16 protein-coding genes and 3 pseudogenes are annotated in these 17,156 nt (G+C 65.1%); 9 read left to right on the top strand and 10 right to left on the bottom strand.

The features are described 5' to 3' along the window. The first annotated feature begins 73 nt into the window (after positions 1-73). On the top strand, positions 74-1,663 hold the full coding sequence (locus tag ACVW1C_RS36735) for a gamma-glutamyltransferase family protein (protein ID WP_456762431.1): 1,590 nt from the start codon (positions 74-76) through the stop codon (positions 1,661-1,663). A gap of 138 nt (positions 1,664-1,801) precedes the next feature. Here the strand turns inward: ACVW1C_RS36735 and ACVW1C_RS36740 are convergent, their stop codons facing one another. The 4 genes and pseudogenes from ACVW1C_RS36740 to ACVW1C_RS36755 all read right to left on the bottom strand — a co-directional run. Further along, complete coding sequence (locus tag ACVW1C_RS36740; protein ID WP_456762432.1) at positions 1,802-2,047, bottom strand: hypothetical protein; 246 nt, start codon at positions 2,045-2,047, stop codon at positions 1,802-1,804. 42 nt (positions 2,048-2,089) lie between these two features. After that, positions 2,090-2,272: a hypothetical protein gene (locus ACVW1C_RS36745; RefSeq protein WP_456762433.1), complete on the bottom strand. Its 183-nt coding sequence runs from the start codon at positions 2,270-2,272 to the stop codon at positions 2,090-2,092. 6 nt (positions 2,273-2,278) lie between these two features. Continuing rightward, positions 2,279-2,359: pseudogene (locus ACVW1C_RS36750) on the bottom strand (TetR/AcrR family transcriptional regulator); the annotation flags it as partial. Positions 2,360-2,580: 221 nt separating this feature from the next. Next, positions 2,581-3,069 (bottom strand): annotated as a pseudogene (locus tag ACVW1C_RS36755) (amidohydrolase family protein); the annotation flags it as partial. A gap of 2 nt (positions 3,070-3,071) precedes the next feature. Between ACVW1C_RS36755 and ACVW1C_RS36760 the strand changes: the two are divergent. Beyond that, on the top strand, positions 3,072-3,428 hold the full coding sequence (locus tag ACVW1C_RS36760) for a cysteine hydrolase family protein (protein WP_456763267.1): 357 nt from the start codon (positions 3,072-3,074) through the stop codon (positions 3,426-3,428). A gap of 28 nt (positions 3,429-3,456) precedes the next feature. Here the strand turns inward: ACVW1C_RS36760 and plsY are convergent, their stop codons facing one another. Next, positions 3,457-4,143 carry a glycerol-3-phosphate 1-O-acyltransferase PlsY gene (gene plsY, locus ACVW1C_RS36765; protein WP_456763268.1) on the bottom strand — a complete coding sequence of 229 codons (687 nt, stop codon included), beginning with the start codon at positions 4,141-4,143 and terminating at the stop codon, positions 3,457-3,459. Between the two features lie 195 nt (positions 4,144-4,338). Between plsY and ACVW1C_RS36770 the strand changes: the two genes are divergently transcribed. From ACVW1C_RS36770 to ACVW1C_RS36780, 3 genes are all read left to right on the top strand, one after another. Next, positions 4,339-4,854: an N-acetyltransferase family protein gene (locus tag ACVW1C_RS36770; protein ID WP_456762434.1), complete on the top strand. Its 516-nt coding sequence runs from the start codon at positions 4,339-4,341 to the stop codon at positions 4,852-4,854. A 108-nt stretch (positions 4,855-4,962) separates the two neighbouring features. Further along, entirely contained in the window at positions 4,963-5,418 is a 456-nt protein-coding gene (locus ACVW1C_RS36775; protein WP_173637199.1) for a cupin domain-containing protein, read from the top strand. 89 nt (positions 5,419-5,507) lie between these two features. Further along, on the top strand, positions 5,508-5,690 hold the full coding sequence (locus ACVW1C_RS36780; protein WP_231168917.1) for a hypothetical protein: 183 nt from the start codon (positions 5,508-5,510) through the stop codon (positions 5,688-5,690). Between the two features lie 27 nt (positions 5,691-5,717). On the opposite strand, the pseudogene ACVW1C_RS36785 reads toward ACVW1C_RS36780, so the two are convergent. Further along, a pseudogene (locus ACVW1C_RS36785) lies at positions 5,718-6,005 on the bottom strand (sugar kinase); the annotation flags it as partial. A gap of 257 nt (positions 6,006-6,262) precedes the next feature. After that, on the bottom strand, positions 6,263-7,201 hold the full coding sequence (locus tag ACVW1C_RS36790; protein WP_456762435.1) for an IclR family transcriptional regulator: 939 nt from the start codon (positions 7,199-7,201) through the stop codon (positions 6,263-6,265). Between the two features lie 295 nt (positions 7,202-7,496). On the opposite strand from ACVW1C_RS36790, the gene ACVW1C_RS36795 reads away from it, so the two are divergent. After that, positions 7,497-9,281: an acyl-CoA dehydrogenase family protein gene (locus ACVW1C_RS36795; RefSeq protein WP_456762436.1), complete on the top strand. Its 1,785-nt coding sequence runs from the start codon at positions 7,497-7,499 to the stop codon at positions 9,279-9,281. Positions 9,282-9,317: 36 nt separating this feature from the next. After that, on the top strand, positions 9,318-10,538 hold the full coding sequence (locus tag ACVW1C_RS36800) for an ABC transporter substrate-binding protein (RefSeq protein WP_456762437.1): 1,221 nt from the start codon (positions 9,318-9,320) through the stop codon (positions 10,536-10,538). Positions 10,539-10,639: 101 nt separating this feature from the next. Here ACVW1C_RS36800 and ACVW1C_RS36805 read toward each other — a convergent pair whose 3' ends face one another. From ACVW1C_RS36805 to ACVW1C_RS36815, 3 genes are all read right to left on the bottom strand, one after another. Continuing rightward, a complete protein-coding gene (locus ACVW1C_RS36805) occupies positions 10,640-12,343 on the bottom strand; it encodes a protein kinase domain-containing protein (protein WP_456762438.1) in 1,704 nt (567 codons plus the stop codon). 131 nt (positions 12,344-12,474) lie between these two features. After that, a complete protein-coding gene (locus ACVW1C_RS36810) occupies positions 12,475-13,734 on the bottom strand; it encodes an MFS transporter (RefSeq protein ID WP_456762439.1) in 1,260 nt (419 codons plus the stop codon). A gap of 321 nt (positions 13,735-14,055) precedes the next feature. Continuing rightward, positions 14,056-14,256: a hypothetical protein gene (locus ACVW1C_RS36815; protein WP_456762440.1), complete on the bottom strand. Its 201-nt coding sequence runs from the start codon at positions 14,254-14,256 to the stop codon at positions 14,056-14,058. A gap of 113 nt (positions 14,257-14,369) precedes the next feature. Between ACVW1C_RS36815 and nirB the strand changes: the two genes are divergently transcribed. Continuing rightward, the gene (gene nirB / locus ACVW1C_RS36820) at positions 14,370-16,829 is read left to right on the top strand and encodes a nitrite reductase large subunit NirB (RefSeq protein WP_456762441.1); all 2,460 of its coding nucleotides are present in this window, start codon (positions 14,370-14,372) and stop codon (positions 16,827-16,829) included. Continuing rightward, entirely contained in the window at positions 16,826-17,155 is a 330-nt protein-coding gene (gene nirD / locus ACVW1C_RS36825) for a nitrite reductase small subunit NirD (protein ID WP_456762442.1), read from the top strand. The genes nirB and nirD overlap by 4 nt, the downstream gene beginning before the upstream one ends. Position 17,156 lies beyond the last annotated feature (1 nt).

Below are 17,156 nucleotides of genomic sequence, written 5' to 3' on the forward strand. Positions count from 1 at the left end.
AAAGACCGATCTCCGGCGCCTTGGCACGGTAAGTAAAAATATTATTACATACCGTGCTTGGGAGAGACGGCTGATGTTGCAGACAAAACGAAGCTATGGTGGCATGGTGACCGCGCCGCACCACCTCGCGGCGCAGGCGGGACTCGCGGTCCTGTCGGAAGGTGGCAATGCGATCGAGGCGATGATCGCCGCGGCCGCGACGATTGCCGTGGTCTATCCGCACATGAACGGCCTTGGTGGCGACAGCTTCTGGCTGGTCGGCCGCGCCGGTTCGATGCCGGTCGGGATTCAGGCTTGCGGACGGGCTGCGATGGCAGCGGATGGCAGCTGGTATCGCGAGCGTGGCTGCAGCATTCCCGGCCGCGGCCCGCTCGCCGCGCTCACCGTCGCCGGCACGGTCGACGGTTGGCAGAAGGCCTATGAGCTCAGCCGCGATCGTCATGACGGTCGGCTGCCGATGGCGCGGCTGCTCGAGCCCGCAATCCGGCATGCCGAGGAGGGCGTGGCCGTCACCAGCACGCTGCACGAGAACATCCGCAAGAAGCGGCATGAGCTCGAAAACGTGCCCGGCTATGCCGAGGTTTATCTGCCGCAAGGCACCCCACTCGCGCTCGGTGCGCGGCTGCGGCAGCCGCGTGTCGCCGCGACGCTGCGGCGTCTGGCCAAGGCCGGGCTGGCTGATTTCTATCGCGGCGAACTGGCGCGTTCGATGGCGGCCGACCTCGAGCGGGTAGGGAGCCCGCTGCGGCTCGCTGATCTGGAGCGACATCAGGCATCGCTGGTGACCCCGCTCTCGGTCGAGGTGTCCGGACACAAGGTCTTCAACATGCCTCCGCCGACGCAGGGGCTGGCCTCGCTCCTGATCCTGGCGCTTTATGCCCGGCGCATCGCTGGCGAAGCCGATGGCGTCGATCATCTGCACAGGCTGGTCGAATGCACGAAAGCTGCGTTCCGTATTCGCAACGGCCACGTGACCGATCCCGACTACATGAAGCGCCCGGCCGCCGAATTCCTGTCCGAGCAATCGCTCGCCGCGCTTCACGAAACCGTCTCCGACCGCCGCGCCGCGCCGTGGCCCGATCCGTCCAAGCAGGGCGACACCGTGTGGCTCGCTGCGACCGATCGCAGCGGGCTCAGCGTCAGCTTCATTCAAAGCGTCTACTGGGAATTTGGCTCCGGCGTCATCCTGCCCGAGAGCGGAGTCACCTGGCAAAATCGCGGAACGAGCTTCAGCCTTGGCGAGACCGATACCAATCGGTTGGATCCAGGACGCCTGCCGTTCCACACGATCCAGCCGGCGATGGCCGAACTCGGCGACGGGCGGCTGATCTCGTTCGGCACGATGGGCGGAGAAGGGCAGCCGCAGACTCAGGCCGCCATCTTCTCCCGCTACGCTATGCACGGCCAGGAGCTGCAGTCGGCGATTACGGCGCCGCGCTGGCTGCTCGGTCGCACCTGGGGCGAGGAAAACAACAATTTGAAGCTCGAATCCCGCTTCGATCCCGCGATCATCGATCGGCTACGCGCGCTCGGCCACGATATTCAGGTGACCGGCCCGTTCGAGGAGGTCATGGGACATGCCGGCGCAATCGTCTGGCATCCGGATGGCCTGATGGAAGGGGCCAGCGATCCGCGCAGCGACGGCGTCGTTGCGACCCGCTGAGGGGTATCGCTGCTCTCGATCCGCACGATATTGCGTCGTGCGGCTTGCCCCGCTAGCGGGACGGCTTGCCGAGGCGGGCCGTCGCCTTCGATCCTGCCGACTTGTCCTTGCGATCCCCGACAGGGGCCGTCAGCCAGGTCAAGACTGCGCATGCTTGCGGCGCAGCTCCAGCCAGTCCGGCGCGCCGAGATCCTTGTCGAACATCGCCGACAATGTGTACCGGTTGGAAACGTGGAAATAGCTCATCGCGGTGATTGAGACATAGAGCTGGATGGGATCGACGTCATCGCGAAACAGGCCCGCCTCCACGCCTCGCCGCAGAATGCTTTTGATGCTTGCAACCAGGGGCAAAGTGAGCTCGGCAATCTTGCGCGACTTGCGCATATTGCGTCCGCGCTGAAGGTTCTCGGTGTTGATCAGGGCGATCTAGTTCTGGTGCTGCCCGAAGAACGTGAACGTGAAATCGATCAACCCGCTCATTGCGGAGATCGGCTCGAGATCATCCAGTTTCAGCCGCTGTTCGGCGGCGCGAATTTCGGTGTAGACGTCCTCGAGGACGGCTATGTAGAGCCCGTTCTTGTCGCCGAAATAGGCGTAGAGCAGGCGCATGTTGGCCTTGGCGCGCTGCGCAATGGCCTCGACACGTGCGCCGCCGAGGCCATTGTGACAGAACTCGAAGGTCGCGGCGCGCAGGATCGCTTCCTTGGTGAGCGCGAGGCCGCTTTCCGCGTGTGGTGGTGCGGGTGGGGCTTGTCGGTGCTGTCGTCTCTGTCACGGCGTCAACCTTGCCTGGGCTCGGGTACTCACGCAGGGCACGTCCGCATCAGGCCACATCGGGCATCGGACCGGTTCCCGGCGCAAGCAGTTGGGATTGAGATCGGCATTACGACTGTTCGTCAAGGGCGATTCCTCCATGTTCACTGCTTCCGGGCGCCGGCCGCCACCATCGCGCCGTTGTGCGCGACGAGCCGGCCAGCCTTGTAGACATCGCGCGGCTTGGGACGAGCGACCACGGCCTCCTGGACATGCCGGGCATCGAGCACGACGAAATCCGCCGTCCCGCCGACGGTGAGGCCGTAGTCCTTGAGGCCAAGCGCGCGCGCTGCGTTGGTCGTCACCATGTCAAAGGCCGCGGCCAATTGATCGTCAGTGTTGAAGCCGGAGCGATAGCCGACCATCATTGCGCGTTCGAGCAGATCGCCGTCGCCGTAGGGCCACCAGGAATCGCGGATGTTGTCGTTGCCGGAGAACACGGTGACACCGGCATCGCGGAGCAGCAAGACGGGCGGAAATGCGTGCGCACCCGGGGCATTGGTGAAAATGGCGACGCTGGCCTCGGCAAGCTGCTGCGCGGTACGGCATCGGCCTTGGCGAGCCGTTGCCGGGCAGTGGCGCGCGTGTGCTGCAGATGGACAGCTGGGCCGCGGCCGTTGTCGATGAATTGAAGCAGGAACCCGGGGACATTCACGTCGACAAGTACCGGATCAGCGGCTTCTGGGACACGCCGCTGGATAGCATTCTGCGCAATCTCGGAACCAAGACGATCCTGTTTGCCGGCGTCAACACCGATCAATGCGTGCTGCATTCGCTCACCGACGCGAACTTCCTGGGCTACGGTTGTCTCCTGGTTGAAGACTGCTGCGCAACGACCTCGCCGGGCTACTGCGTCGAAGCAACCCTGTTCAACGTCAAGAAACGCTTCGGCTTTGTGACGCATTCGTCAAACGTCATCGAGGCCACTTCAGGAGTAGATCCAACGCCGTGACGGATCGGTCGCGCTCCGAGTGCACACACTAGCCTTGTGACGCGGCTTGCGATTCTCGTCCACCGGATCCCAGGCGCGGCTCGGTCCCGGCAAGCAGCCGCTGGATGTTCGCGCGGTGGCGCGCGATCACGTAAAGGCCACCTGCGATGACCAGCAGCCGATAGGGCAATGGCTGCTCCAGGGCGCAGACCAGTGCGATCGCAATGAGTGCCGCCGACATTGAGCTCAGGGAAACGATCCGGGAAATTGCCAGCACAACGCCAAAGGCTGCAGCGGCGCCGAAACCGACCGGCCAGGACAGCGCCAGCAACACGCCGAGCCCCGTCGCGGCGGATTTGCCACCCGTGAAATTCAGCCAGATCGAACGGCTGTGCCCCAACAATACCGCAAGTCCGGCCAGGCAGACCGCCCAAGGCAGCAAGGTTTGCAGATCGATCGCCGTCGGTGGCGTGACCGACGGTAATGTCCCGAGCCAGGGATAGAACCAGCGGGCAAACGCGATCGCACCGGTGCCCTTCAGCACATCGACCAGCAGGACCGCCAACGCGGGCCACTTGCCCAGGGTACGCAACACGTTTGTGGCCCCGGTGGACCTGGAGCCGTGTTCCCGGATGTCGATGCCCTTGAGCAGTCTCCCCGCCAGATAGCCCGCGGGTATAGAACCGAGGAGGTAAGCCGTCGCCAATCCAGCCGCGCTCGCAATCCAAAAAACCATCAGCTTCTCCTCGATACGCCAGTGTCGGGCAAGCGTCATCCGGAGTCTACCTCCATGCGACGGCCGATATCGTGGATACGAGGAGGTGATTCCCTTATGCGCTCCAATCCCCTTTGGAATAGGTTGGCCTTGCGATAGATACCGCGATCGACATGCCGATCGATCGGCGATGCTGCCGCGACGGAGACAGGACACGTGACGACGCAATCAATCGAGATTCGCCGCCTCTTGCCTGCGGACGCTGTGCTCTATCGCGACATCCGTCTCGAAGCGCTGCGCTTCAGTCCGGAGGCTTTCGGCAGTGCGTATGAGACGGAGAGCGTGCATCCCGTCGAATGGTTCGCGGACCGGCTCACGCGCGGTGCGGTGATCCTCGGGGCGTTTCGCGACGGCGAACTTGCCGGGATCGTCGGCTTTGTCGCGGCCGAGGGGCCAAAGCGGCAGCACAAGGGCGCGCTGGTGAGCATGTATGTGCGTCAGGCGGCGCGACGCGGCGGTGTCGGCCGGCTTCTGGTCGAATCCGCCCTCGAGTTCGCCGTGCAATCGGTCGAACTGGTGCATCTTGCCGTGGTGAAGGGCAATGAGCCGGCCGTCCGGCTCTACCGGAGCATGGGCTTTGTGGAGTACGGGCTGGAGCAGCACGCGCTGAAGATCGACGGCCGCTACTACGACGACATCCTGATGGCGAAGGACCTGCTCGGGCGCGACTGACGTCGCACAAAGTGAACCGTCACAATTCCGGCGGCCCGTTGCGATAGCTCCAGATCCACGCTTAGGGCCACGCATTCGTTTGCTGTCATCGCCCCCGGGGACGCTGCCATGCCGAAGATCGATCTGACAAAAGTGCCGGAACGCAAGGGGACCGGCTATCCGGCCGAGTTCGCCGCACCGTGCGCGGAACGAATCCGTCAGCGGCTCGGCGACGCCGGCGGGCTCGCCGATTTCGGCGTCAATCTGATGCGGCTGCCGCCGGGCAATTGGTCGAGCCAGCGCCATTGGCATTCGGACGAGGATGAGTTCGTCTATGTGCTTGCCGGCGAGGTGGTGCTGATCGAGGACGGCGGCGAGACGGTGCTGCGCGCCGGCGATTGCGCGGCGTTCCCGAAGAATTCCGGCAACGGGCACCACATGATCAACCGGTCGCAGATGACGGCGACCTATCTCGAGGTCGGCTCGCGCTCGCGTGCCGACGTCATCACCTGTTCCGACATCGACATGATGAGCCCGAGCTCCGACGGCCGCTTCCTGCACAAGGACGGCCGGCCATACGAATAGGCCCTGGACCGCAGGCCGGCGAAAAATCCGGCGTTGCGGATTGGCCGGCGAAGGACCAATCTTCCGGCCAGGGAGATTTGGTCGCGTCCATGACGGAATGGTATTTCATCTGGATTGATGGTCCGCGCGGACCCGAGCCGCAGAAATGGTCGTCGGACGCGCTGTGGGGCCAGCTCGCGCGCCAGGACATCATTGTCCGCTTTCCCTTGACGGAGCGCGAGGCCGGGTTGTCGCTCGATCAGCTGGCGCGGCTGCATCCGGTGCCGCAGTGAGCTGCGCCGCAAGAGCGTGCGGCCGCCTCACACCACCAGCCGGCCTTCGCGGTCCGCGACCGTGATCCGGGCTTCCGTTCCCGAGTTGAAGTCGAGCCGGTCGGCCTCGATGCCGTCGCTGAAGATGACGCCGTTGTCGGGCATCAGCGAGCGGATGCTGAGGCGCTCGGCGCGTTCGAGGCTGCCGCAGACGAGGGTGACCTGCGAGGTGCGGCTTGGAAACGGCTCGCGCACCGCAAAGCGCAGCGCGCCGGCGTCCCAGGCCTGGGGCAGATAGGGCGGGCTGCCGGCGCCGCCGCCGAAGCTGCCTGCGAGCGGCCGCTGTCGCCGACGAGCGCCAGATTAACCAGCGGATCGGTGCGATAGGTGGGTTCCCAGCCAATCATCCAGAGCCCGTTGCCGTCGAACAGGATATTGGCGGGAAACGAGCCGTTGTGGCCCGAGACCGAGTTCGCCTCGTGAGCCGAACAAGGAGCTCAAGGACATGACCGACGAGACCCGGATCACGATCCGCCGCGCGGGGTCGTAGGAACATCGATTGGACGCGTTTGCGCCGCGTAGCCCGCCCGGTCTCAGGTCTCGACCGGCGCCGCGTCGGTGTCGATCTGCGGCAGCAGGCCGGGCGACTGGCGCTCGACGAGCTCGCGCATCTTGCCGATGATCGCCTTCGCCTCCGCGGAGATGATCGAGCCCGGGCCGGCGACGGTGATGACAAGCGGCGGCGTCTGGTCGGTCTCGGTCAGTCGCATTGCGATCGCGCTCAGGCCGGGGGTTCCCATGTCGCGCGTATAGGCGAAGCCCTGCCGGCGGATCGTCGCCAGCGCATGCTGGATATCGCCGAATCGGACGGCTGATGACGGGGCTTCCTCGGCGTTGATCCGCTGCACGATCCGCCGGGCGTCCTCGTCATTCATCAGGCTCAGGAACACGCGGCCCGGAGTTGAGTGGGTCAACAATCGCCGTGCGCCCGGCTCGAGATAGTAGCGCACCGGCGTCGTGCCCTGCAGCACGCGGATGTATTGGCTGTAGAGCTGATTGCGCGCCACGACGAAGGTGGTCAGCCGTGTCGCCTCGTGCAGCTCGCGCGTGATGGCATCGAGCGTGCCGGCGGGGAGCGTCTGGCTCTTGAGCCAGCCGCCGAGCAGGGCGACGCGGACCGTCGGCAGATAGCTGCGCGCCTGCCGGTCGTGCTCGAGATAGCCGAGTTCGACGAGGCTCTTCAAAAGCGCCGACGTGCTCGACGGCGGATAGTTCAGCCGGCGCGCGATCTCGGTCATCGCCGCGGGCCGTTCGATCTCGGCGAAATACTCGAAGATGCGCAGCACGCGGTGCGCCGATTTGACGACGGACGGATCGGAGCTGCCGTCGGCAGCACGAAACAGCTCGTCATGCCGGTTGGCCTCGATGATCGTGGCCGAAGGATCGTCGAGCTGCGCGCGCACCCGGTCGGCGACGATGCGCCTACGGCCCCGCCGCGGCGAGGGCTCGGTATCGGAGCGAACTCCCTTCATCTCTTGCCGTTCGGATCCCTGGGCTTCGCTTGGTGCGCCGCAACATGCACGTGATCGCGGCTCTGCTGGCGAGTGTGCAGCGAAACCGACCGGGGTCAAGAGTCCGCGGTGCAGTATCGACCCGCGCGCGACCTACATTTCCTCCACGTATCTGAAATTATTCGCGCACGGCTGGCAGGCGGTGGACATCGCCGTGACGGTTCTCGATGTTGCACGCCAAGTTTGAACGCCGAGCATGACATCCCGCACACCGGCATAGCCCGTGCGACGTCAGCCCAGACAAGGGAGAGCCCCGATGCAGATGAGTGCGCGCGACCTTCGCAGCCCCGACAATGCCGCGGAGCCGGCCGATCCGGCCCGGCACATCTCGCATGATTGCGTGGGTCTCAACTTCTACGATCTCGATCGCGGATTGCGCGGCCTGCTCGGCCTGTATCTGTCGCGCGCGGATCGCGAGCGGCTGGAGCCGCATTTTCACCGCCTCGGCGCACTGGCGGGAGGCCGGCTCGATCAGCTGGCGCGGACCGCTGACAAGCATGCCCCGGTGCTCAATCCGAGGGACGCCTTTGGCCGCGACGAGGACTGGATTGACTATCATCCGGCCTATCGCGAGATGGAGGCGATCGCCTTCGGTGATTTTCAGTTTCACGCCATGAGCCATCGCGCCGGCGTGCTTGGCATGGACCGGCCGCTGCCGGCGGTCGCCAAATATGTGTTTCAGTATCTGTTCGTGCAGTCCGAGTTCGGGCTGATGTGCCCGATCAGCGTCACCGACACCTCGACGCACCTGATCCGCAAGTTCGGTTCCGACGAGCTCAAGGCCTATTTGCTGCCGAAAATGCTGTCGGACGACATGGCGACGCTGTGGAAGGGCACCCAGTTCATGACCGAGCGGGCGGGCGGCTCCGATGTCGGCGCGATCGAGACCGTTGCGCGCCGGGATGGCGACATCTGGCGTCTGACCGGCGACAAATGGTTCTGCTCGCACGCCGATGCCGACGTCGCGCTGATGCTGGCGCGGCCGGAAGGGGCGCCCGACGGCACCAGGGGGCTCGCGCTGTTCGCACTGCCGCGCCGCCTCAAGGACGGCCGGCGCAACAGCTACCGGATTGTCCGTCTCAAGGACAAGCTCGGCACCAAGTCGATGGCATCAGGCGAGATCCGGCTCGACAACGCGGTCGCCTATCTCGTCGGTGATCCGGCGCAGGGCCTCAAGCAGATGATGGAGCAGGTCAACCTCTCGCGCCTGTCGCACGGCGTGCGCGCCGCCGCGATGATGCGCCGCTGCGTCAACGAAGCTGTCGTCAGCGCCTCGTCGCGCGCGGCATTTGGCCGGCGCGTCATGGATTTCCCGCTGCTGCGCCGTCAGCTGATGAAGCTGATCGTGCCGACCGAGCAGGCGCTGTCGATGATGCTGGTGGCCGCGCGCGCGATCGACGATGCCAATGCCGGTTCGGCGCAGGCGAGGGACCTGCTGCGCATCCTGACGCCGCTGTTGAAGTACCGCGCCTGCCGCGACAACATTCCGGTCGCTACCGGTGCGATGGAGGTGCGCGGCGGCAACGGCTATATCGAGGAATGGGTGCAGCCGCGGCTGGTGCGCGATGCCCATGTCGGCGTGCTCTGGGAGGGCACCAGCAACATCAACGCGCTCGACATCATCTCGCGGGCTGTTGGCAAGAGTGGCGCGCACCGGGCACTTGCCGCTGTCCTTCAGGCGCGCCTCGAGGAGGCGAAGGCGTTGCCGGAGCCGTTCCGCCAGCGCCTACGCGTTGCGCTCGACCGGGCGATTGCCTTTGCCGAGCGGCTGGCGGCCGATCGTGAAGCGGAGCATGCAGCCCGGCTTGCGGCAAGCGCGCTCTACCACGCGGCATCGGCGATCACGCTAGCATGGGAGGGGTGCCAGCCCGAGGTCGACGCAAGGCGGCTGTTGCTGTCGCGATTCGTGCTCGAGCATCGCCTGTCAACGAAGGATCCACTGGCCCCGGCCGACGACGCGTGGGAGCGCGACGCCATCGATCTGATGCTGAGCGATGCGCCGGTCACATTCGGTCAAGCGATCAGGTCCCTGACCGCCTGACCACAAGAGAACAAAAAACATCGCGGGGAGGTCTCTATGCGATCGATTGCGGCCGCGCTCACGGCGGTCTTGTATCTGGCTGCGGTTGGGTCCGTGCGCGCGCAGGTGTCCGGCGACGTGGTGCGCATCGGCGTCATCAACGACATGTCGGGACTTTATTCCGATCTTGGGGGCGAGGGGTCGGTCGAAGCGGCCCGGCTCGCGATCGAGGATTTTGGCCCGACTGTGCTCGGCAAGAAGATTGAGCTGATGTCCGCCGACCATCAGAACAAGCCCGATATCGCCTCCGGCATCGTGCGTCGTTGGATCGACGAGAACGGTGTTGATCTGATTGCCGATGGCGGCAATTCGGCGACGGCGCTGGCCATTCAGGCCATCACCCGCGAGAAGAAGCGCATCTTTGTGATTTCTGGGCCCGGTAGTTCCGATCTTACCGGAAAGCAGTGCTCGCCTTATGGGTTTCATTTCACCTATAGCACTTACGCTGAAGCCTCCGCCGTCACCAAGGCCATGCTCAAGAAGGGCGCGGATACGTGGTTCTTCCTGACCGCGGACTACGCCTTCGGCCATGCGCTGGAGCGTGATGCATCAAGCTTCATCACGACCGCGGGGAGCAAGGTCGTTGGCTCGGTTCGCCATCCGCTCGGTGCGTCGGACCTATCGTCGTTCCTGCTTCAGGCACAGAACTCGAAGGCGAAAGTCATTGCATTGGCGAACGCGGGCGGCGATACGGTCAACAGCCTAAAGCAGGCTTCGGAGTTCGGCATCGGAAAATCTGCCGACCAGAACATCGTCGCTCTTCTGATGTTGATCACGGACGTGCATTCGCTCGGCCTTGAGGCGGCGCAGGGCATCATCTATGCGACGTCGTTCTCGTGGACCCAGAACGAGGCAACCCGGACCTTCGGTCATCGCTTCATGGCGCGTCGGCACGGGCAGGCGCCGACCATGATCCAGGCCGGCGTCTACAGTGGAGTGATACATTATTTGAAGGCAGTGCAGGCGGCCGGAACCGACGATGCTGGCGCCGTTGCCGCCGCCATGCGCAAGCTTCCGGTCAACGATTTCATGACGCAGAATGCACAGATCCGCGAGGATGGGCAGGTGATGCGGTCGATGTATTTGGTCCAGGCCAAATCACCATCCGAATCGCGCGAGCCTTGGGACTACGAAAAGGTGATTGCGACGATTTCGCCGGGCGAAGCCTGGCGGCCGCTCGCGGATGGAGGTTGTCCGTTTGTGACGAAGGCTCAGTGATGTTTGCGTTCGCACCGTTAGCAAGCAGTTGAAGAAGTATTCCATGGCCTCGCGGTGAAGTCAGCTTCGTCGCTGCCTCGGAATACGTCTTCAATAGCCTACTAGTGCCGCGCCAGCAGCACCACGATGATCAGGGCCAGGACGGCGCAGAGCACCTTCCAGAAAGTCACCGGATCGCGGTCGTGCAGCGATTTGCGGGCCGTGACGGCGGGCCCAGCCCAGGTCGCGCCGTTCTCCAGTTCGTGGGCGAACTCGATGGCGTCGCCAAACCGCTGCGCGGGTTCGACGCTGAGCGCCTTGCCGATCACGGCGTCGAGCCAGGCCGGCAGGTCCGGCCGGTAGCGCGACAGCGGTGCCGGCTTGCCGAACCGTGGCCGCGAGAACGGCTCGATCTCGCCGAACGGATAGTTCGCGGTGAACATGCGGTAGACGGTGACGCCGAGCGCGAACAGGTCGGAGGCCTCATCGCCGGCCTTGCCGCCGAACAGCTCGGGCGCCATGTAGCTCGCGGTGCCCGGAATATCCTCGGCCGGAAAATCCTCCAGCAGTGGCACGCGCGCGACGCCGAGGTCGACGAGGCGCAATCCGCCGTCTTTCAGCAGGATCACATTGTCGGGCTTGATGTCGCGATGGATGATGCCGGCGCGATGCAACGCCGTGACCGCGCGCACCAGCTTGGTTGCGATCGCGATGCCCTCGGTGAGCGACAGCCGCGGCGCGCGGCCAAGCCGCTGCTCCAGCGTTTCGCCCTCGTAGAGCGGCATTGCCGAATAGAGCCTGGTCTGCCGCTCCGCCGGCACCTCGATGATCTCGCCGATCCAGAGGCTGCGGACGCGCGCGGCCACCCAGGCCTCGCGCACGAAGGCGAGGCGGTAGGAGCCTTCGCTGGCGACCCGCGGATGCGGAAACTTCAGCACGACCTCGCGGCCGGCGCGCTTGTCGGTCGCCTTGAACAGGCGGCTGTAGCGCCCGTCGGACAGCACGTCGTGGAGCGCGAAATCGTCGATCGTGTCGCCGCTCTCCGGCAAGTCGAGGATCGGCAGCGTCGCAATCGCGTGGGTGAGATCGTCGCGATCCGCCGGCGGCAGGTCGACGACGTCCAGCACCAGCGCGGTGGTGTTGTCGCTGCTGCCGGCCGTGAGCGCGGCATCGACGATGCTGCGCGCCGACTCGTCAGGCGGCGTGCGCTCCTCCAGCAGTTGCTGGAGGCGGGAATCGGAGAGCGCGCCGTGGACCCCGTCGCTGCAGATCACGAGACGGTCATGCTGGCGCAGTCCGACCGAGGTGTAGTCGAAGCGGGCGAACTCCTCGAAACCGATGGCACGATTGAGCATGTGGGCGAGGTCGCCGCGGCCGGCGATATGGTCCTGCGTCAGGCGCTCCAGCCGTCCGTCGCTCAGGCGGTAGGCGCGGGTGTCGCCGATATGGATCACATGGCATTGCCGACGCGACAGGATGATCGAGGAGAACGCGCACGCCATGCCGCTGCGCGCGGCATCGACGCGGCCCTGACTGTGGATCCAGCTGTTGGCGGCTTCCAGCGCCCGCGCGGCGCGGCGGCGCACGCCGAGCGTCTCGGGCAGCGAATAATAGGCGTCGATGAAGCTGCGGACCGCGACCTCCGCGGCCTCGCGTCCGCCCTTGTGGCCGCCGACGCCGTCGGCGACCGCGGCCACGACGTCACGGTGCACTGAGCCCGGCTGGCCGAGGCAGGCGGCGACGTAGTCCTCATTGGCGGCGCGCTTGCCGGTTTCGCTGGCGAAACCGACGCGGACGCCCAGATCCGGTTGCGCGCCATTCGCCACGTCCGAGCCATCCTCTCCCCGGGGGACTAAAGCCCCGTTCCGATTCAATCGGAACAGGGCTCTAGATTCTTGTTTCGGCGCGTTTTCTTCACGCGAACCGGCGTCCACTTCGCTCGAAAACGCTATGTCCGTCAGACGCGCGCTCCCGACACCGCGCCCCAGGTGGTGCGCCAGCGGACCTTGACCATCGCAAGTCCGATGAAGCCAAGCAACGCCAGCGCGCCGAAGAACAGGAAGCCGGCGCCGAAACCGCCGGTCATGCCCTTGGCGAAGCCGAGCGTCTGGGCGAGGAAGAAGCCGCCGATGCCGCCGGCGCAGCCGACAAGCCCGGTCATCAGGCCGATCTCGTGGCGGAAGCGCAGCGGGATCAGCTGGAACACCGCGCCGTTGCCCATGCCGAGCGCCAGCACGCCGATCGAGAACAGCAGCACCGAGATCCACGCGATGCGCGGCAACTCGGTCAACGCCCAGCCGCCCGCAGCCGGCGCCGTCGGGCCCTCCGGCATGAAGGCGATCACGACATAGGCCGCGACGACCACGCCGAACAGGATCGACAGCGAACGAATGCCGCCGATGCGGTCGGCAATCATGCCGCCCACGGGGCGGAATCCCGAGCCGAACGCGACGATCAACGCGACCAGCATGCCGGCCGCGACACCCGAGACGTGATACTGCACGGTGAAATAGAGTGGCAGCGCGTTGGCGAGGCCGACGAAGCCGCCGAAGGTGATGAAGTAGAAGAACATGAACCAGCGGCTGTCGGAATCCTTCAGCAGCGCGCCGTAGGCTTTCAGCGAGATCGGCTTGCGCTCGCCCGGCGCGTCCTTGGCTGCGACAGCGTAATAGGCAAGCACCATCAGCATCGGAATCAAGAGGCAGCCGAACACGGCCTGCCAGCCCCAATGTTCGGCAATGCTTGGTGCAAGCAGCGTGTCGAGCACGACGCCCATATTGCCGGCACCGGCAATCCCCATGACGACGCCCTGATATTGCGGCGGATACCAGCGGCTCGCCTGCGGCAGCGCGACCGCGAACGAGGCACCGCCGACGCCGAGCGCAAGCCCGAACAGCTCAATCGCGAGCTTGCTGGGCAGCCCGAAATGCCAGACTGCCGCGGTCGCGGCGATCACGACGAGCTGAGCGATGATGCCGGTGCGCTTGGCGCCGATGATGTCGGCGAGAATGCCCATCGGCACCCGCAACAACGCGCCGGCGAGCACGGGAATGGCGACCAGGGTGAACTTCTCGTTGACCGCCAGATTCATGTCGCGTGCGATATAGACGATCAGCGGTCCGAGCGCGACCCACGCCATGAAACTGATGTCGAAGTACAGGAACGCGGCGAGCAGTGTCGGCCAGTGACCGGCTTTCTTGAACTCGGCTAGCTTCATCGCAATCGTCTCGCAGTGATGCGGCGGAGCAGCCGCAGACGCGCGGCCATCTCAGGCGCAGATAAATCGAATGTGGGTGAATGCGTGTGCGCGCTCGTCGTTGAGACGCACTCCGTCAAGAGTTCAGGTCAGCAATTTGCGTGCCATCGAATCGATTGCGTCGCTTTGCCTTGCAGTCGCAAGACGTTGCCGCGAGATCCCGAACCAAGTTCGGCGATCGGAATTGGCGCGGCTTGGAGCGAGTGCCGCCGCGCAAACGCGCACGCTGATGCTTTCTTGTGCGACGCGCCACGAGCGCGCGATGGCGTATCAGTGGCGGGTTCACGATTGCCATCGCGGCCGGCGATGCTGTGCTGCACAAGAGATCATCGCCGTGGCTAAAAATTCGGCCAGCCGGCCGCGCGACGCATCATCAGGCACATGCGAGGTCACGGAAAACCTGTTGATTTTGCAAAGAGATTCGTTCGTGCCGAGTTGGCACGCGTTTTGAATATCAACCGACAACGGAACATCGGTCGTCATCGAAGACGGTCTGCGCCCGCGGCTGGGCTTCCTACAACTCCAACCTTTATCGGTGCCCATCAACGACGCACATCGCGTCGCTGCGCAGCGCCGTCGGAATTGAAAGGCAGACCATGCTCGACAAAGTGACCAAGCAGAAGCTCGTGGTGATCGGCAACGGGATGGCCGGCATCCGTACGGTGGAGGCGCTGCTCGAGCGCGCCCCCGATCTCTACGACATCACGGTGTTCGGCTCCGAGCCGTACGGCAACTACAACCGCATCCTGCTGTCGCCGGTGCTCGCCGGCGAGAAGACCGTCGACGACATCATGCTCAATACCGTCGACTGGTATGAGGACAACAACATCACGCTGCGCAAGGGCGAGACGATCAGCATGATCGATCGCCGCACCTGCGAAGTCGTCACCGAGGCAGGCGCGCGCGTACCCTACGACCGCCTTTTGATCGCGACGGGCTCAAATCCGATCATGCTGCCGCTGCCGGGCAAGGACCTGCCGGGCGTGATCGGCTTCCGCGACATCTATGATGTCGACCGCATGATCAAGGCCTCGACTGACTATCGCAACGCGGTCGTGATCGGCGGCGGCCTCTTGGGCCTCGAAGCCGCCAACGGGCTGATGAAGCGCGGCATGAACGTCACGGTGGTGCATCTGCTCGACACCTTGATGGAGCGCCAGCTCGATCCGGTGGCCGGCGGACTGCTGCGCAAGTCGCTGGAAGAGCGCGGCATGGTGTTCAAGATGCCGGCACAGACCCAGGCAATTCTGGGCGAGGACCGCGTCACCGGCGTGCGCTTCGGCGACGGCACCGAGCTGCCGGCCGATCTCGTGGTGATGGCAGTCGGCATCCGCCCGAACTTCGAGCTCGCCAAGAAGGCCGGGCTTTACTGCGAGCGCGGCATCGTCGTCTCCGACACCATGCAGACCTATGACGGCCGCATCTACGCAGTCGGCGAATGCGTGCAGCACCGCCGCCAGACCTACGGTCTCGTCGCGCCGCTGTTCGATCAGGCCAAGGTCTGCGCCAACCACCTCGCGATGAAGGGCTTTGCCACCTATGACGGCTCGGTCACCTCAACCAAGCTGAAGGTCACCGGCATCGACCTGTTCTCGGCCGGCGACTTCGCGCCGGGCCCGGACAAGGAGGAGATCGTGCTGCAGGACGCCAATCGCGGCGTCTACAAGCGCATCATCCTGAAGGACAAGAAGATTGTCGGCGCCGTGCTCTATGGCGACACCGTCGACGGCCCCTGGTACTTCCAGCATTTGCGCGACGGCACCGACGTCTCGCATATGCGCGAGCGCCTGGTGTTCGGCGCCGCCAATCTCGGCGAGGGCGGCGTCAGCGGCCAGAACTCGGTTGCCGCGATGAGCGACGAGACCGAGATCTGCGGCTGCAATGGCGTGTGCAAAGGCGCGATCGTCAAGGCGATCTCCGAGAAGAAGCTGTTCACGCTCGACGACGTCCGCGCCCATACCAAGGCCTCGTCGTCCTGCGGCTCCTGCACCGGCCTGGTCGAGCAGGTGCTGGCGTTCACGCTCGGCGGCGACTATTCGGCGGCGCCGAAGGTCAAGCCGCTGTGCAAATGCACCGATCACAGCCACGACGACGTTCGACGCGTCATCGTCGAGCAGCAGCTCAAGACCATTCCCGCCGTCATGCGCTTCATGGAATGGAAGACGCTCAACGGCTGCCACTCCTGCCGTCCGGCGCTTAATTACTACCTGCTCGCGACTTGGCCGGGCGAGTATCGCGACGACCAGCAGTCGCGCTTCATCAATGAGCGCGTCCACGCCAACATCCAGAAGGACGGCACCTATTCGGTGGTGCCGCGGATGTGGGGCGGCGTCACCACGCCGAGCGAGCTGCGCGCCATCGCCGATGTCGCGGAGAAGTTCAACATCCCGACGGTGAAGGTCACCGGCGGCCAGCGCATCGACCTGCTTGGCGTCAAGAAGGAGGACCTGCCGGCGGTGTGGGCCGATCTCAACGATGCCGGCATGGTGTCGGGTCATGCCTACGCCAAGGGCCTGCGCACGGTGAAGACCTGCGTCGGCTCCGAATGGTGCCGCTTCGGCACTCAAGACTCTACCGGTCTCGGCGTCAAGCTCGAGAAGTTCATGTGGGGCTCGTGGACGCCGGCCAAGGTCAAGCTCGGCGTCTCGGGCTGCCCGCGCAACTGCGCGGAGGCGACCTGCAAGGACGTCGGCGTGGTCTGCGTCGATTCCGGCTACGAGATCCATTTCGCCGGCGCCGCGGGCTTGCACATCAAGGGCACCGAGTTCCTGACCAAGGTCGAGACCGAGGACGAGACGCTCGAGGTGATCGTGGCGCTGACCCAGCTTTACCGCGAGGAGGGCTGGTATCTCGAGCGCATGTACAAATGGTGCGACCGCGTCGGTCTCGAGCAGATCAGGAAGCGGGTGGTCGACGACATCGCGAACCGCAAGGCGCTGTTCGCCCGCTTTGCCCACTCGCAGCAATTCGCGCAGACCGATCCATGGGCCGAGCGCGCCAGCCGCGGCGTCGACCGCAACGAGTTCGCGCCTCTCGCCGAATTGGAGCTCGCATGACCAGCTGGATCGAAATCGGCGCGCTCGACGACATTCCGCGGCTCGGCTCGCGCGTGGTGCGCACGCCGGGCGGCAACATCGCGGTGTTCCGCACCGAGAGCGACGAGGTGTTCGCGCTCGACGACCGCTGCCCGCACAAGGGCGGGCCGCTGTCGCAAGGCATCGTGCACAACAAGCGCGTGACCTGTCCGCTGCATAATTTCGTCATCGAGCTGGCCAGCGGGCAGGCGGTCGCGCCCGACGAAGGCTGCACGCATACCCATCCGGCCAAGGTCGAGAACGGCGTTATCTGGCTGTCGGTGCGGCAGGCGGCCGCGGTGAGCTGAG

The organism is Bradyrhizobium sp. USDA 4011 (assembly GCF_054063415.1).

Bases quoted from the DNA above. Each gene is read 5' to 3' on its own strand.
- ACVW1C_RS36775 (WP_173637199.1), top strand. From the start codon at position 4,963: ATGCCGAAGATCGATCTGACAAAAGTGCCGGAACGCAAGGGGACCGGC.
- ACVW1C_RS36815 (WP_456762440.1), bottom strand. From the start codon at position 14,256: ATGACGACCGATGTTCCGTTGTCGGTTGATATTCAAAACGCGTGCCAA.
- plsY (WP_456763268.1), bottom strand. From the start codon at position 4,143: ATGGTTTTTTGGATTGCGAGCGCGGCTGGATTGGCGACGGCTTACCTC.
- ACVW1C_RS36740 (WP_456762432.1), bottom strand. From the start codon at position 2,047: ATGCGCAAGTCGCGCAAGATTGCCGAGCTCACTTTGCCCCTGGTTGCA.
- ACVW1C_RS36800 (WP_456762437.1), top strand. From the start codon at position 9,318: ATGCGATCGATTGCGGCCGCGCTCACGGCGGTCTTGTATCTGGCTGCG.
- ACVW1C_RS36735 (WP_456762431.1), top strand. From the start codon at position 74: ATGTTGCAGACAAAACGAAGCTATGGTGGCATGGTGACCGCGCCGCAC.
- ACVW1C_RS36780 (WP_231168917.1), top strand. From the start codon at position 5,508: ATGACGGAATGGTATTTCATCTGGATTGATGGTCCGCGCGGACCCGAG.
- ACVW1C_RS36790 (WP_456762435.1), bottom strand. From the start codon at position 7,201: ATGAAGGGAGTTCGCTCCGATACCGAGCCCTCGCCGCGGCGGGGCCGT.
- ACVW1C_RS36745 (WP_456762433.1), bottom strand. From the start codon at position 2,272: ATGCGCCTGCTCTACGCCTATTTCGGCGACAAGAACGGGCTCTACATA.
- ACVW1C_RS36810 (WP_456762439.1), bottom strand. From the start codon at position 13,734: ATGAAGCTAGCCGAGTTCAAGAAAGCCGGTCACTGGCCGACACTGCTC.
- nirB (WP_456762441.1), top strand. From the start codon at position 14,370: ATGCTCGACAAAGTGACCAAGCAGAAGCTCGTGGTGATCGGCAACGGG.
- nirD (WP_456762442.1), top strand. From the start codon at position 16,826: ATGACCAGCTGGATCGAAATCGGCGCGCTCGACGACATTCCGCGGCTC.
- ACVW1C_RS36760 (WP_456763267.1), top strand. From the start codon at position 3,072: ATGGACAGCTGGGCCGCGGCCGTTGTCGATGAATTGAAGCAGGAACCC.
- ACVW1C_RS36795 (WP_456762436.1), top strand. From the start codon at position 7,497: ATGCAGATGAGTGCGCGCGACCTTCGCAGCCCCGACAATGCCGCGGAG.